Origin of the sequence: Vibrio sp. 10N.222.51.C5 (genome assembly GCF_041474575.1) — a bacterium.
In the GTDB taxonomy this organism is placed as follows: domain Bacteria; phylum Pseudomonadota; class Gammaproteobacteria; order Enterobacterales; family Vibrionaceae; genus Vibrio; species Vibrio crassostreae_C.
This window is the reverse complement of record NZ_JBFRUJ010000063.1, coordinates 1-14,379: the sequence shown is the minus strand read 5'-3', so window position 1 is coordinate 14,379 and position 14,379 is coordinate 1. Positions and strand designations below refer to the sequence as shown.

Here is a 14,379-nt window from a genome sequence, read left to right as displayed (position 1 = left end):
ATAAACCCAGCGATGGAAAACTCAAGTAAATAGGGTTAGATTTAGTAAACAAAACGTTGCAAATGATATGCACGTCTAATAATGCAACAATATATACAGGATTGTATTCCAATGACCTCTAGTCACTACCAAGTCCCGGTAATTCAAACGAACTACGCTAAAATTCTGGTTCAGGTTTTTTCTGACTATGGTCTTGATTTACATCTGTTGCTGAAAGATTCCGGTTTACCACCCGACCTTATCGAATCAGAAAGTGATTTTGTGCCATCAGAATCCATTAAGCGTTTGATTTATCTTACATCGGCACAACTCGGCGTATCTCGGTTCACCGATATTCTTGGACTCGCATTTCGACGTCGAATCATCCCAAATGTCTTGCATCAATTTACCGAATTCGAAACCATTGGTGATGCACTAAAACAGATCAATTCAATCTTTGCCTACGACTCCCCAGGCAGCAAAGTCGAGTTTATTCAAGAACACGGTCAGAGCTGGTTTTGTCGAACCGCCCCCGAAGACAATTCCCCTATGTTTCAATGGGGCGAAGCTTTTGCGATTACATATATCATTGAATTAATAACCATTTTATCCCAATCGCCATGGTTACCTAATAAAGTGCGTCTGCAAGGACATGACATCGATGTAGTCAAAACACTGGTGCCAAGTAGCTGTCAACTGTTTGTTGAACAATCGTCGACAGCTGTACTTATTCCTGAAGAAATATTACAACTCCCAATTCGCCTAACCTCTAAAGAACTCAGTGCTAAACCGACACTGATTGAGTGGCATACCAGCTTTACCGATAGCGTTTACGAGCTTCTAAAGCCGTACATGAAAGAACAAGATCTCTCTCTCGAAGAAGCCGCTGAGCTACTCAACTTTTCGGTGCGAACGTTCCAACGCAAACTCAAGAACGAAAACACCACTTATCGAAAAATCAAAGAGAACCTGATGTTTTCTGTGGCTTGCGAACTGATGGAAGAAGGCCATACGCTGACCTACATTTCTAGCCAACTCGGTTACACCAACATCTCGCATTTTTCTCGTGCGTTTAAGCGTGTGTCTGGTCTTACGCCGAAGATTTACCAACGCTCAATCTCGGCTTAGATATCGCTCGATTGATTAACCAAGCGCGGCCTGCATCTAACCAAGGGCAATTGGAGTAGCACAGCCCGAGCTAGAGCTACACACTCGATTTCGCCCATTACCTTTAGCACGATAAAGCGCCTTATCCGCACTGCGATAGGTCGCTTCGGCTTGCGCCTGTATTTCAGACACACCACTGCTCACAGTCAGGTTCAGTGTTGTTCCTTTGGAAATCACTTCTTTCAATCGATACATCGCCTCAAACGCTTCTGCCAAATTAGTTTCGGGCATCAAGATAGCGAACTCCTCGCCGCCGACTCGCGCGACGATGTCAGTGTCTCGGCTGTTGTTTCTCAACAGTTCTGCGACCTCTTTCAACGCTGAATCACCTTGGTCATGACCATGATTATCATTGATGGCCTTGAAATGATCTAAATCGATCAACGCCAAACAGGAATGTGTATAACCATAGCGCTCCGCTAAGTTTGAATAATGGTTAAGATCTTTATCAAAACGGCGACGGTTCCAGCACCCTGTGAGAGAATCTGTGTCCACCAACATTCTTAATCGACGTTCTAATACTTTGCGTCGACTAATATCCGTAAAGGTCACCACATATTTATTATTGTGCGACAGTATTTCAACTAACTTTTCGACAACCACATTCACAGTAAAATGTTCACCAAGTCGACTGACTCCACTCAACTCACCCTTCCATCTCTGGTTTTCCTTGAGTGAGCGAGTAATGGTAGATATTAAACTGCTGTTATTCATAAAACAGAGATCAGAAATCGGGCGAGACTCGACTTGATTAAAGGCATAACCTGAAACCCGAGAGAACTGTTGATTCACTTGTATGACCCTCAATTGACTATCGAGGACAATAAAACCAGCGACGCCATCAATGATCGCTTCCGACAAGCTATTCTTGCTTTGAGCCATTTCATGTCGATATAGGCGTGCAGTAATGAGGGTGCTGAGAAAAAACAACGCGCACACAGAAAAAGCCATGACTGCCGAAGAAGCCATACTCAATAACCACAAGCTAACTGCCATATTAAGGGCAAGTGTAGACACCACGTATAGCGGCATTTTTCGGTCAAAACTTAACTTATTCATAGTCTGCTCTAGTGATGGGCGAATGACTATGATGGCTAAGTTTCCACTAAGATATTTACCATTTTGCGACACATACAAATTCAAATCACATATCGAACATTAAGCGCATAGGCTTATGCTAACTATTGAGCAGAAGAAACGAGTTGTTTAATAGAAAGAGCTAGTTATTAATCAGGAACAACTAATTATTGAGTAAGAACAACAAGCTACCGCCACTGAGTGAGCTGCCATAATTGAAGTTAATTCCAATCCCGAAGTTGTCAAAAAAGTAAGAATCGTAAGGCACATCAAATACTAATCCGGCCCCGAATTCATAGTAATAGTGCGTATCTAAAGGAGCAGTCAAGTCACCCGCGACATCGATTCTTGTTAAGTTATAGTGGATTTGAGGGTTATTAAGCGACCAAGCATCGAGCGCTACATTTTGCCTAAACTCTAGTTCATTAATGAATCGCATCCCTTCTGGGTTACCGATATCGCCATCGTTCGCTTCGCCCCAGCCTGTTCCATAAAAGTAACGAACTCTTGAAGACACATTCCAACTGCCCCACTCCTTTGGTTGCAAGTATTGAAGTTTGACTGAAGGTTCTGCAACAAGTGCCCATGCTGATGTATTCAACGCGTAGCCGTCTAGCTGAGATTGAAATGCTTGAGAGTAGCTGTTGTTGTATTCGTATTTATTGCGGTAATAGAGCAAGTGAGTGCCTAAGCCATAGGCGATAGACCAATGTTGGTTTAAATGGTTTTGCCCTCCGAAAAAGCCATACAGGCCCAATACCGAGTCTTCATTTGGGTTAACACGACGGTCAGGAGTCACATCTGATGAGATCTCAATATCCTGTTCAGAAAGCGCATAAGACCCTCGCACAGACCAAATAAGGTCAAAGTCAGGGTCATCCGTTTTAATCACGGAAGAGTAAGGGATGGAGCCCACACTCACTTGGCTTCGAGTATCGATGGTTTTATCTGAGCCAAAACCACTGTCGTTTAAATTGATAAACGAATTAGGATCAAAATCCACAAAGCCAATTGAAATGGCATCGCTGTCAGTCAGCGCAATTGACACAGAAAATATCTTCTCTAAGCGGTTCTGAATCAATTCATTGGATGCATAGGCCGAGGAAGAACTGAGGCCCATTAAGAGCAGAATAATAGAACGGGGATAGTGCGATAGGGGTGAAAGCATTAAGTTGACTCCATTCAAACTTATGCTTCAAGTGTAATTGGTAACTTAACTAATTCAATCAGAGAGTTAACGGTGTGGTTGATACTGCTCTCAGTTCCAACTGCAAGAGCGTTGCTAAATCGATGGCTCCCCAAAGTTCTTCTACGTCTTGGATTCTAAAATGAATAATCATATGCGCCTCTGTCTAAATTGGAGTCTTATCTTGGATCATTCTTAAAACCCTTACTTACCATAATGCGCCAAACTGACTTTAAGACTTGTTTCGCATATAAAACAATAAGCGTTTGAAAATTATAGGATTAACTCCTAAGTTTTTTATAACCCTTTACTCAGGAAGAAGTAGATGAGCAATATAGAAAAAGTATATGGATTTAATACGCCCCAACGACTCTTTGTCGGATACACGCTTGCGGTACTCGTCGATTTAACCGTTCTTAATTTTTTTGATGAATACTGGGACTTCGTCAATATCGAGTCTTTCACTATCTCATTTGCAGCTGCGATTCTGCTCCAGCTATTGCTCAAATTGTCTATCGGTTTAGAACATAAGCTGGCTGATTACTTCAAATCTAAACCGGGGACTGCGCCTAAGATTTATCGCGGTTTATCCAGTTACGTGATTCTAGTGGGCTCTAAGTTTGTGATGCTGGAAGCCATCAATATCTTGTTTGGAGACAAGGTAGATTTCACAGGCCCTTGGAATGGTGTCGTAGCGTTCTTCGCTGTGGTATTCACGATCTTGGTCGCAGAGATTATTGTTTCAAAGATCTACTTCGCACTCGATGACACGCCCAAAGCCGAAAAAGCATAGCCGCTTTTGATACAGACCTAAGACAAAAAAAGTGAGCCGAACAGGCTCACTTTTTACATCTATTCTTTACGTTTCAGCGATTAACAAACAGAGAAGTTAGATAAAGACTCTCGCTCTAACACCAAACACCCAAGCGCTACTTTCATTGGAGAACGCAGGATCTTTAATGTATTGAATATCAGGTGTGACTTGGATGAAATCGTTGAATTGCATGTTGTAGTAAATTTCAGCCGTCCATTGCTCTGTATTACCACTTATTGCTTTCGCATCAGCTGCAAAAGAATCACCATTCACTTCTGCCCAATTAAGTGCCACGCCTAAATTGTTGGTTGGTTTTCCTAATCCAAAGTAACCCATACCAACAGAAATCGATTTATCGTAAAGGGCAACGTCCCCTTCAGAGAAACCACCACGTACAAACGGCATCACTTGATCAGTCATGAACTGACTCCATGAAAAGTTAACGCCCGAGCCACCTTCCGCAGCAAGGCTATTACTGTGGCGAGTATCGTCACCAAAGTCCCAGAACGTCACATGGAAGTTATCGGTATAAATCAGTTCTTGTGAAGCCGTCCAACCTAACTCCAAGGTTGTAAAGTAAGACGCATCACTACCAAAAGCGCTATCAAAGCCATCAAAAATATCATCTGACTGACCATTTGCATCAGCGATACCACCGACCACATAAAAGTTTTCGCCTAGCATATGACCGGCAGAAAGGGCCAATACACCGTCATCCGGTAAGCCCATCGCACCTGAGCCTGTCGAGAATGCCAAGTTAGTAAAGCCAGACCACGGGCTTGCTAGAGCGTAAACATCCGCATAGTTCGTTACATCCTGCCAACCGACAACAATAGTCCCTTTGCCATCATTGATTTTTTGCTTCCAGTTTAAGTCCGTAACACGAAACCCTTGGTCACTGTATGCAGGGCCAATTGCACCAACATAGCCAAGCGGGCCGAATGAATAGTCTTTTGGCGCAGTATCACCATAGGCATGCCTATGTTCCACCTTCCAAACCAGGCTACCTGAGTTCTGTGTGTCCTTACCTAATAGATGCCATGAACCGTATAATCGTGCCACACCCGACGATGCATCAACGCTATCGCCGCCAACCCCATCCCCAGAGGTCAGCCCCAAAGCAAAGTAATCTGCACCAAATGTAAAACCATCTTCAGCTAATGACTCCCTCCAAGATTTCTTTTGTGCTTTCTGCTCTGCAATTGTATTTTCAACAGAATCTGGGCCTTCAAAGTTAGCGCCGTAAACAACGCCGCTCATTGGGTTAGCCGCCATCACAATAGCCATACTTATTTTAGAGAATCTTGAGTTCATCATGTCACCAGTGCTTTTTAAGTTAGTTTTATTTTATTCATTACTCACATTGAAAATTGTCATTTGATGACAACCATTAATTTTCTTTTTCATAATAGTCTTCGATCATCGAAGCTTTCATTTCATAACCCATGGTGAGGTTACTTTTGCCATCTACGAGGAAGACCTCTTCAGTCACTTTGTTCGAGCTAAAGTCACCTTCTACCCACACTGGGTACTGAACGTTCTGTACCTGAAAGCCTTCAGGGAAAGACACGCGCACAATCTGGTTTGCAGGTGGTGGCGGCATGTGGATACACGCACCCGCCACTGGCACTAAAAGAAACTCTGTTGCAGTCATTCCCTCTGAGAACTCTAGTGGAACGATGAAACCGGGAACTCGTACTTTCTTGCCATCAAACTCTGTCGTGATAGCTTCGGCGTTTGCTTTCATGGTTTGCATGTATTCGTCACGCAGTGCGATCACTTCGTCTGCGTCTACACCCTGCTCTTTTAGCGTTTGTTTAAATAATAAAACCTGTTGTTGAGCTTGCTCTTCCTCTGATGCACTCATTGCTATCACACCTTGTAATAGACGCATTTGTTGATCGGTGAGATCCGGCATTTCTACTTTCATTTCGTGAGACTCTGAGTTCAGATCTTGCCACTCAAGATTCATCGCTGTTTCAGCAAAAGTAGGTAAAGCAACGGCCGTAAGTGATGCCACCGACAGGATAAGAGAAAGCATTTTTTGCATAAGGAACACCTTGAAGAGAGGTGACCTACCCAGATAGGTCACCCATTAAAGCTTAATTTCTAACTGAGTTGTCGAACTGAACTACAGCGTGTTTTTGTAGACTTTGCCGTCTTTCATGATGACTTTAATGGTGTCGATTTCGGGGCTGCGCGGCTCTGCATCAAACCATTTTTCGTTTGCCCCAATTACTGACAAGTCTTCAAGTGGGTTGCCTTCAACAATAATGATATCGGCGTATGCGCCCGCTTCAATCACGCCTAACTTACCCTCTGGGTATGGGTCCATCACGCCAGATAACTTAACGATCTCACCATTTACCGATGTCATCCCTTTCAAAGTGAAGAAGTTGCCTAACTCTTTACCCGCAAGGAAGATCGTATGGTCAGTTTGTTTGATACAAGAAACCACGTCACCAACACAGTCTGTGTGGAAACCCCATTTCGGTTGGTACTTGTTGACGTTCGAGATGTAGTCTTTGAATGCTTTGGTTGCCGACTCCGCTTTACGCTTAGAGGCAGGGTTCGAGTTGATCGCTTCGATCTGCGTCAGGTAAGGTGAAAACGCGGTCATGTTAGTTGTGATGTAAGCGTCTTTATCTTCCATTTTGTCAGCGATATCGCCATCGAACATGAAACCGTGTTCGATCGTTTTAACACCCGCATCCAAGTTACGCATGATCGCTTTTTTGCTGTAAGCGTGAGACATCACGTAAGAGCCATACGCATCAGCAATTTCCACGGCAGCTTCAATTTCTTCCGCAGACATCGCATTCAGCTGCCAAGGGTCAAATGTTGAAGCCACACCACCCGAAGACATGATCTTAATTTGCGTATTGCCTTGCTTGAAGTTTTGACGAGCAGCGGCTTTGATTTCTGTAATACCATCGGCATTAAAGCTCACGCTATTTCGAGCCATACTGGTTGATGAACCAAAGAAGTGTTGGTTAGCCGTGGTTAGGTTACTGAAATCGGCATGCGAACCCGTCGGGCCAATAAATGCGCCTGATGTGTAGAGTCGAGGGCCCGGCAACATGCCAGAATCGATTGTTTTACGTAAGCCAGTATTCAAGCCACCAGCATCACGCCACGTGGTGAAACCTGATTGAAACGCAGCGTTCGCGTTCACTGTTGCTCGAGCAGCCAGTTCTTCAATCGTACGGTTGTTTTCGTGGTCACTTAGATTACCGCCATTCAGCAACAAGTGACCATGGCCTTCGATTAAACCCGGCATTAACGTTTTGCCTTCGCCGTCGATCACTACAGCGTCACCAGCCTCTATCGGGCTCGCAGAGATTTGTTTGATAAGATTGTCTTCGACTAATACATGATGGTCTTCGTACAATTTGTTTTCAGTACCATTGAACACATCGACGTTAGTAAATAGCGTTGATGCTGCATTTGCAGAAAGAGCAAATGAACACGAAAGAGCAACAACAGAGAGCTTTAAGCCTGCATTTTTCATTTTTACACCTTGATTCCGTTTGTTAGTGGCATCCACTTCCCATAACGATTCCGTAACTACTAATGAGTGTCATGAGGTTTCAAAGATGTTTTTATTGGTCGCGAAACTCGCTAAAAAAAACAACTCATCCACATTCAATAACTTAGTAGTGATATTGCCAGTATTCAAGGTTGATAAATGGCCATTTGGTGACAATAAATAATTCTGCGTGCAGGCTCCTGTTTTTACTTACTGGTTTTAGCTGTGCTCTTTTCGGTACTGTCTTGGCGTCATGTTCATCTGTCGTTTGAACGCTCGGGTAAAGTGGGAAGAATCGGAATAGCCCATTTTCGCACCTACTTGCGTGATCGATAGTTCTGACTGCTTAAGCAATTCTAAAACCTGCTCAAGAACCATCTCTTCAATCAAGGTTTTGTAGACCACCCCTTCACTTTCCAATCGACGCTGGATCGTTCTGACATGAATATTCAGAATCTCAGAAGCTAAGCTAATTGGCAGTTTACCCATCGTGAGATAAGGTTTAATAACAAGCTTAAAAGCGCTCAAGAATGAGCTAGGTAAAGGCTTAGTGAGATCTGGTACTTGAGCAATTTTGGGTAAAACAATCGGTGCAAGCATGATATCTTCAGGGATCTCAAAGGCAGTGACCGGCCTATGCGTATAAAACTGAGCACTGCCCATTTGTGGTAGAGATTGAAAGCATTCGAGATCGCCATTCTGAATGCCAACCTCAGACGGCTTCCAACGCCCTTGCGTTAATACTAAAAGTAGCTCGTTGATGAAAATGACAGAGAACAGCTCAGCGAACTTAAACCAAGGCGCGTTAGTAAACGGCTTCTCGCGAACCAACCACCACTTGCCTCCTGATTGCTTGGTATAGACATTCGCACCATTGGATACGAGCTTCAGCTGCTCACCAAATTGGTCTAGCGCGCTTTTCAATGAATCCTGCTGACTTAGCTTAGCCACAAACCTTGGTACATAGGTTTGCTTGCAAAAACTCCACATAAACAGCGAAAACTCTTCTCTCGACGCAGATTCCCCCATAATCTTGACCACGTTCTTAACCGTTGTCTCAGGGAGATAATCGTAATGGTCATTACTGGTGAGAATATCATTAGGGATTTGGGCACTGCGTAGTAAGGTGTAGATTTCACCATCAATATGTTTGAACAGTTCCGCGAACAGCTCGACTTCCTTCTTATCTACCACTGTCATTATCTGAGAGGTATCTGGCATCCTTTCCTCTTAATCTGTTCTTTCAAGCACTCAAATTATCACCTTATTTAAGATAGCAGAACAAACGATGGGTTACCTAGGCCTACTAACCGAATATCTCCGTCAAAATAACGAATAAACAAACGGTTAGTGGCCAAGCTCGTGTTTACTGACTTGGTAGATTACTGAACGGCTAGCTCCCCTCTGCGTACCCAGAATGCTCGAACATGGTCATAAATCAGATTAAACACAAACGCGTAAATGGTAATAAAAATGGTCACGCCGATGTCCATCAAAAATGCTTGCCATAACCCCACGTTAAGTAAGTATGCCATCACAGGGATTGTCGCGATCAACAAGCCAGCCTCAAATAGCACGACATGAAAAACACGTAATTTGAGCGAACGCTTTGATTTTTCACCCGTGAAATAACGATCAAAAATACGGTTAAAACAGTAGTTCCAAATCATCGCGATAGTCGCAACAACTATCATGGTTCCTGATAAGGCATTCACATCGTGATCAGTAAATATCGCTAAACCTATAATTGACAGTGTGACGGCCAATACTTCAAACAACACCGAGTGGAAAACTCTCTCTAACGTACTCATACATTCCTATAGCAATTTATAATATGGTGGACTTACCGAAATTATGTCACCGAAAACAATAAGAGAAAGTTAGCAGCCATCACGTTTAGTGATAGCTTAAGTATAAGTACCCCATTTTGTATTGAGCGAGAGATAACATGTACAGTTTTGAGCAACTAAAAGTCTTCGTCACGGTGTGTGAAAGTGGCTCTTTCTCTGCCGCCGCTCGCAAACTGAAACGCGCTCAGTCTGGAGTCAGCCAGTCGATCGCCAACCTAGAAATTGCCATCGACCAAGAGCTATTTAACCGAGAGAAAAACATCCCCGTTTTGACCAACACAGGTAAAGCGTTATTACCTGTCGCTAAGTCCATTCTTGACCAGCAAAAGTACTTCGACCAAAAAGTAGAATCGCTCACACAAGAAGATGAGCACGAACTGATCATTGCGGTTGATGAAAGCATCATAGATAAGAATTTCATTAAGATAATCAGCTCACTGGCCGATCAGTTCCCAATCACGCACTTCGATATCATCACCACTTCTACCTTCGATGTTGAAGATCTAGTGAGACGTGGCAAAGCGCAGATTGGCATCATCTATGCGGATGGTGAACTTAAAGTGGATATGGACTTCTTCTTACTGGGCCAAGCGCGTTTCCTAACTGTTAGCTCTGCCACTCACGAACTGAGTCGCATGTCCGTAGTACAAGACTCGGACCTCAAGCGTTATCGCCAATGTGTGCATCGCAGCTCAAAGCAGCGCGAATTGTGGTTCACCTACGGTATTAGCTCGATGCTTTGGTATGCCAACAACCACAAGACCATTGTTGATCTCGTTGAACAGAACGTAGGTTGGGCAAATGTGCCCGAAATGATGGTGATGGAAGGCATTCAAAAAGGTGATATTGTGGCGTTACCTGTCTCGCACGAGCATGGTGGTTGGATTACTCCAGTGGGTTGTTTGGTGTCTCGCAGCCACATCAATGGCCCAGTGCTCACTAGCCTTATTGAAAAGCTTAAGGGGCACTCACTGCAATACAATCAATGGCAAGCCAACTAAACTCCCCCAATTCTTGAGTTCAGCCTATTTCAGCAACGGAATCCTAAGTCAATGACGGTGGTGCTTTCTCCACCGCTACCTCATTTCTGCTTATCTTGCCGATAAATATCTTTGTCGTGTGGATAAAACACCCTAGTTGATGTCCAAAAGTGACCTAACTACACTGCGATCCCAACCGGGTGTGTCTTTTCAAACGAATGTAGACAGACCCAAATCGTTCTTTAACACCACTGACCCAACTTCAAATCTCCCAGATAAGCGCTCAGCCTTGCCGTTGCTTATATCGGTTTCAAATAGATCACTTTTTGAATATTAATTCGCACCCAGTTTATGAGCGCTCTTTGAGTGCTTTTTTATATCTAAATGAACCTTTTGGAAAATTTGTCGTGAACGTTTTAAGAAATATTTGCCCTGAGAAAATGGGTAAAGAGCGTAACAAACGAGAGTATGATTTACGCGTACTTAATTGTGTCAGTGAAAGCGAATATGAATCGCGTATGGCGGTTTGGAATAGCCTAACTTTGGCTGCGACTCCGTCTGTTTCAGAAACAAAAGGCTTCATCGATGAGGCTTTCAACAAACTTCAGCAAGACTTGAAAGAAGCCAGCCGTGAGTTATCGATTAACTACACAGACTTCATCGCAATGGCGCATGAAGAGCTCAACTATATTAAGGTGTTTGTTGCTGATAAGACCGCACAATACGGCTGGTATGCCGCGATCGTTATTATGATCATCGGTACTGTTGCTTTATGCGCTCAGTAAACCAAACTGTGTATTAAATAAATTGTCTTAAAAGCTCAAGCGATAGGCCAATTTAGCCTTTCTATTAGCCTGTTCTTTAACTAGAAAACAAATGGTTAACCTCATTTGTTTTCTAGTCTATAACCCCTTCACTCTCCCATCAGAGACAACAGATCCCGCGTCGCTTGTTTTGGGCTTTCAGCGTGACATATCGCTGACACCAAGGCCAATCCATGAATACCTGTCTGAACCAACTGCGGAATGTTCGACTCGTTGATTCCACCGATACCCACAATTGGCAACTTCGTTGTTTCCAAAGCCATTTGAATGCCTTCATAACCCCAGTGTTTCTTTAGATTCGTCTTGGTCGGTGTGTCAAAAAGCGCACTGAGCCCAATGTAATCAATCGGTAAACTATCGGCTTCTTGTAGCTGTTGTTCAGTTTCAATCGATAACCCGAGAATCTTATCCGGACCAATCAACTGACGTGCTAACTCTGCAGGCATATCCGATTGACCCAGATGCAAACCATCGGCGTCGACAGCCAATGCAACGTCCACTCGGTCATTGATGATCAGCGGAACACCGGAGCCAGCCAGAATCGACTTAACCGCTTGTGCTCGTTCAATGAAGGCTCTTACGTCCCCATGTTTTTCTCTTACTTGAACCATAGTAACGCCACCCGCGACCGCTTGTTCAACCACGAACTTAAGCGTTTCTAAATCTTGTTGGTCATCCGTTACTAAGTAGAGCTTATAAGGGTTCATTTCGTACCTTTGGAGTCGATGTCTAAAATTGGCGTTGCACCATTTTACCGACAAATCACATCATGTGCATGGAAGTTAATACTAAATTAGCTCAATGACACACGCACCATCAGATACGCAACTCGTTGAAAGTGTGCCGAAAAATCTGAATTTTTTAACTAAAGCGTTACTTATTACACAAAGAATTCACTTCAAGCATGCCCAGAACGCTGTTTTATGAAATACTCCACCGTGAAGGAATCAGGTAAATATAGGGATAGTTATGCGCCACCTTTCTATAGCGCTCAAGATCAAGCTGGGTTATGCCATCTGCTTGCTCTTTTTCGTCATTTCAGGCTTTGTGAGTTACAAAGGTATTCAAACCTTGTCGAACGGCTTTAGCCAGTACAGTGAACTCAGCCACAAGGCGACATTGTCAGGCAACATTCAAGTGCACTTTCTTCAGATGCGTTTAGCTTCTGAACGTTACTTAGAGTCATTGGATGATCAATACGAAGCGAATTATCAATCGAGCAAACTTGCGATTGATGAACTGCTGAACAACTTAATCCAAACCACCACCAATACTGATAGCTTGTCGAGCCTGAAATTAGTGCAAGACAGCGTCGCAGCGTTTGATGCGGCTTATGGTTCAATGAAACAGAGCCAACTGCTCATTGACCAGTTAGTGAACGTGGAGATGGTCACACGAGAAACCAACGCACTGAAAGCTGCTCAGAGCTTGTTGTATGAGTCATACAATAACAACGATCCAAACGCGAGCTTGTACGCAGGCATGTTGATGGAGAACTTCCTCGCCGCCAAGATCACTGTGCTGAGTTACTCAAACAACAACGACCTCAAAACCTATGAAGCTGGTAAAGACATTTTTGAATATGCTCTGCCAGGTATCGAAGGCGATATTGAATCTCTTAAATCATCTCCTTATCAAAGTGAACTGATTGAAGATTTCTCTAACCAACGTGAAGCCTATGCGAAAGGCTTTGAGCAAGTTCATCAACAGATGATTGAGAACACTCAAAGAACCGCGACCCTCGCCTCTATTGGCGACAGCTTAGCGATTTCGGTAGCTGATGCTCAGAGCATTCTAGAACAACAGAAACAAGCATTAACACCAGAACTGCAAGCCAGCGAAAAGCGCTCGATTCAAATCATCATATTGCTGACGGGTGTGGCTTTAGTTATTGGCATGACGAGCGCCGTGTTGGTGACTCGCTCTATTACTAAAGGCATCGCACAAGTTAAACAGATCACCAACGAGCTTTCTCAGGGCAACCTGAATGTGGAAGTGAACATTGAGAGCAAAAATGAGATTGGCGAACTGCTGACTAATATGGAGATCACCATTGAGTCTCTGCGCGATATTGTTGGCCAAGTGAACCGTTCTAGCGTGCGTATTGGTGAGATGTCGGAGTCACTCAATCAAGTGACAAATAACAGCTCGACCAACGCAACACAATTGAACAGTGAAATGATCAATATCTCTTCTGCCGTTGATCAATTAGCTTCCAGCACATCAGAAATTGCGGCAAGTGCTAACCACGCGTCTCAAGTTGCCAACCAAGCCACCGAGAATGTGGCGATGGGACTGAAAGAAGTAGATAAGACACTGCATGAAATTGGTAGCGCCGATGAAAGCATGCAGGTAAGCAGCCAAAAAGTGACCGACCTACATAAAGAGTCGATGAACATTGGTGCCATTCTTGAAGTAATCAAAGGCGTTTCTGAGCAGACCAACCTGTTGGCATTGAATGCGGCTATTGAAGCTGCGCGCGCAGGTGAACAAGGTCGCGGATTTGCAGTAGTAGCCGATGAAGTAAGAACGCTCGCTAAACGTACCCAAGACTCTGCTAGCCAGATTGATGAGCTCATCACCTCATTACAACGTGGCGCTAAAGATGCGTTAGAGTCTATCAAAGAGAGCCACAGCACGGTTTCAGACGCTTCAACGCAGGCGCAGCAAGCTTCTCAGAACTTACATGTGATTAATCAACACATCCAAGATCTGAACCAAGCCAACAGCCAAATCGCGGTGTCGGTTGATGAGCAGGATCGTCTTACCAAATCACTGGGTGAAAACGCGCAAGGTGCAAACACTATTGCTCAAAGCAACCAAGAGTCGGTAAGCAGCATTTCAGGTGCAGCGAGCGACTTAACCGAGGTTGCTCATCACCTAGAGAGCCAAGTTAACCGATTTAGAACCTAGCCAGCCAGTCTATACACAGCTGACACAGTTCCAAACCAGTAATAAAAAGGTTCATCGCGG

General features: G+C 43.9%; 13 protein-coding genes. 5 read left to right on the top strand and 8 right to left on the bottom strand.

Annotated features, from left to right (window positions below; translation table 11 throughout):
* Positions 1 to 111 precede the first annotated feature (111 nt).
* Entirely contained in the window at positions 112 to 1,107 is a 996-nt protein-coding gene (locus AB4558_RS19215; RefSeq protein ID WP_372074303.1) for a helix-turn-helix domain-containing protein, read from the top strand.
* A 36-nt stretch (positions 1,108 to 1,143) separates the two neighbouring features.
* On the opposite strand, the gene AB4558_RS19210 is transcribed toward AB4558_RS19215, so the two are convergent.
* Positions 1,144 to 2,205 carry a sensor domain-containing diguanylate cyclase gene (locus AB4558_RS19210; protein WP_102320328.1) on the bottom strand — a complete coding sequence of 354 codons (1,062 nt, stop codon included), beginning with the start codon at positions 2,203 to 2,205 and terminating at the stop codon, positions 1,144 to 1,146.
* A 181-nt stretch (positions 2,206 to 2,386) separates the two neighbouring features.
* Positions 2,387 to 3,391 carry a Solitary outer membrane autotransporter beta-barrel domain gene (locus tag AB4558_RS19205; RefSeq protein WP_054545669.1) on the bottom strand — a complete coding sequence of 335 codons (1,005 nt, stop codon included), beginning with the start codon at positions 3,389 to 3,391 and terminating at the stop codon, positions 2,387 to 2,389.
* Positions 3,392 to 3,734: 343 nt separating this feature from the next.
* Between AB4558_RS19205 and AB4558_RS19200 the strand changes: the two genes are divergently transcribed.
* Positions 3,735 to 4,202 carry a hypothetical protein gene (locus AB4558_RS19200; RefSeq protein WP_004731619.1) on the top strand — a complete coding sequence of 156 codons (468 nt, stop codon included), beginning with the start codon at positions 3,735 to 3,737 and terminating at the stop codon, positions 4,200 to 4,202.
* A gap of 96 nt (positions 4,203 to 4,298) precedes the next feature.
* Here the strand turns inward: AB4558_RS19200 and AB4558_RS19195 are convergent, their stop codons facing one another.
* From AB4558_RS19195 to AB4558_RS19175, 5 genes are all read right to left on the bottom strand, one after another.
* Positions 4,299 to 5,498: a carbohydrate porin gene (locus AB4558_RS19195; protein WP_372074324.1), complete on the bottom strand. Its 1,200-nt coding sequence runs from the start codon at positions 5,496 to 5,498 to the stop codon at positions 4,299 to 4,301.
* A 115-nt stretch (positions 5,499 to 5,613) separates the two neighbouring features.
* Positions 5,614 to 6,273 carry a DUF3299 domain-containing protein gene (locus tag AB4558_RS19190; protein WP_372074300.1) on the bottom strand — a complete coding sequence of 220 codons (660 nt, stop codon included), beginning with the start codon at positions 6,271 to 6,273 and terminating at the stop codon, positions 5,614 to 5,616.
* 81 nt (positions 6,274 to 6,354) lie between these two features.
* Positions 6,355 to 7,734 (bottom strand): amidohydrolase family protein, encoded by a 1,380-nt coding sequence (locus tag AB4558_RS19185; RefSeq protein WP_017071981.1) that lies wholly within the window; start codon positions 7,732 to 7,734, stop codon positions 6,355 to 6,357.
* A 237-nt stretch (positions 7,735 to 7,971) separates the two neighbouring features.
* Positions 7,972 to 8,952, bottom strand: a complete 981-nt coding sequence (locus tag AB4558_RS19180; protein ID WP_372074322.1) for a helix-turn-helix domain-containing protein — start codon at positions 8,950 to 8,952, stop codon at positions 7,972 to 7,974.
* Positions 8,953 to 9,134: 182 nt separating this feature from the next.
* Positions 9,135 to 9,563, bottom strand: coding sequence for a PACE efflux transporter (locus AB4558_RS19175; RefSeq protein WP_017066716.1), 429 nt, complete (start codon positions 9,561 to 9,563; stop codon positions 9,135 to 9,137).
* A 137-nt stretch (positions 9,564 to 9,700) separates the two neighbouring features.
* Here AB4558_RS19175 and AB4558_RS19170 point away from each other — a divergent pair, with 137 nt between their 5' ends.
* Complete coding sequence (locus AB4558_RS19170; RefSeq protein WP_372074297.1) at positions 9,701 to 10,603, top strand: LysR family transcriptional regulator; 903 nt, start codon at positions 9,701 to 9,703, stop codon at positions 10,601 to 10,603.
* Positions 10,604 to 11,022: 419 nt separating this feature from the next.
* On the top strand, positions 11,023 to 11,367 hold the full coding sequence (locus tag AB4558_RS19165) for a thiamine-phosphate diphosphorylase (RefSeq protein ID WP_108166466.1): 345 nt from the start codon (positions 11,023 to 11,025) through the stop codon (positions 11,365 to 11,367).
* 128 nt (positions 11,368 to 11,495) lie between these two features.
* On the opposite strand, the gene thiE is transcribed toward AB4558_RS19165, so the two are convergent.
* A complete protein-coding gene (gene thiE / locus AB4558_RS19160; RefSeq protein ID WP_372074295.1) occupies positions 11,496 to 12,113 on the bottom strand; it encodes a thiamine phosphate synthase in 618 nt (205 codons plus the stop codon).
* Positions 12,114 to 12,375: 262 nt separating this feature from the next.
* Between thiE and AB4558_RS19155 the strand changes: the two genes are divergently transcribed.
* The gene (locus AB4558_RS19155) at positions 12,376 to 14,319 is read left to right on the top strand and encodes a methyl-accepting chemotaxis protein (RefSeq protein ID WP_372074293.1); all 1,944 of its coding nucleotides are present in this window, start codon (positions 12,376 to 12,378) and stop codon (positions 14,317 to 14,319) included.
* Positions 14,320 to 14,379 lie beyond the last annotated feature (60 nt).

What these genes read in the sequence shown, in the direction of transcription:
- AB4558_RS19175 (WP_017066716.1), bottom strand. Translation starts at nt 9,563, where the DNA reads ATGAGTACGTTAGAGAGAGTTTTCCACTCGGTGTTGTTTGAAGTATTG.
- AB4558_RS19195 (WP_372074324.1), bottom strand. Translation starts at nt 5,498, where the DNA reads ATGGCGGCTAACCCAATGAGCGGCGTTGTTTACGGCGCTAACTTTGAA.
- AB4558_RS19185 (WP_017071981.1), bottom strand. Translation starts at nt 7,734, where the DNA reads ATGAAAAATGCAGGCTTAAAGCTCTCTGTTGTTGCTCTTTCGTGTTCA.
- thiE (WP_372074295.1), bottom strand. Translation starts at nt 12,113, where the DNA reads ATGAACCCTTATAAGCTCTACTTAGTAACGGATGACCAACAAGATTTA.
- AB4558_RS19190 (WP_372074300.1), bottom strand. Translation starts at nt 6,273, where the DNA reads ATGCAAAAAATGCTTTCTCTTATCCTGTCGGTGGCATCACTTACGGCC.
- AB4558_RS19155 (WP_372074293.1), top strand. Translation starts at nt 12,376, where the DNA reads ATGCGCCACCTTTCTATAGCGCTCAAGATCAAGCTGGGTTATGCCATC.
- AB4558_RS19210 (WP_102320328.1), bottom strand. Translation starts at nt 2,205, where the DNA reads ATGAATAAGTTAAGTTTTGACCGAAAAATGCCGCTATACGTGGTGTCT.
- AB4558_RS19215 (WP_372074303.1), top strand. Translation starts at nt 112, where the DNA reads ATGACCTCTAGTCACTACCAAGTCCCGGTAATTCAAACGAACTACGCT.
- AB4558_RS19200 (WP_004731619.1), top strand. Translation starts at nt 3,735, where the DNA reads ATGAGCAATATAGAAAAAGTATATGGATTTAATACGCCCCAACGACTC.
- AB4558_RS19180 (WP_372074322.1), bottom strand. Translation starts at nt 8,952, where the DNA reads ATGACAGTGGTAGATAAGAAGGAAGTCGAGCTGTTCGCGGAACTGTTC.
- AB4558_RS19165 (WP_108166466.1), top strand. Translation starts at nt 11,023, where the DNA reads ATGGGTAAAGAGCGTAACAAACGAGAGTATGATTTACGCGTACTTAAT.
- AB4558_RS19205 (WP_054545669.1), bottom strand. Translation starts at nt 3,391, where the DNA reads ATGCTTTCACCCCTATCGCACTATCCCCGTTCTATTATTCTGCTCTTA.
- AB4558_RS19170 (WP_372074297.1), top strand. Translation starts at nt 9,701, where the DNA reads ATGTACAGTTTTGAGCAACTAAAAGTCTTCGTCACGGTGTGTGAAAGT.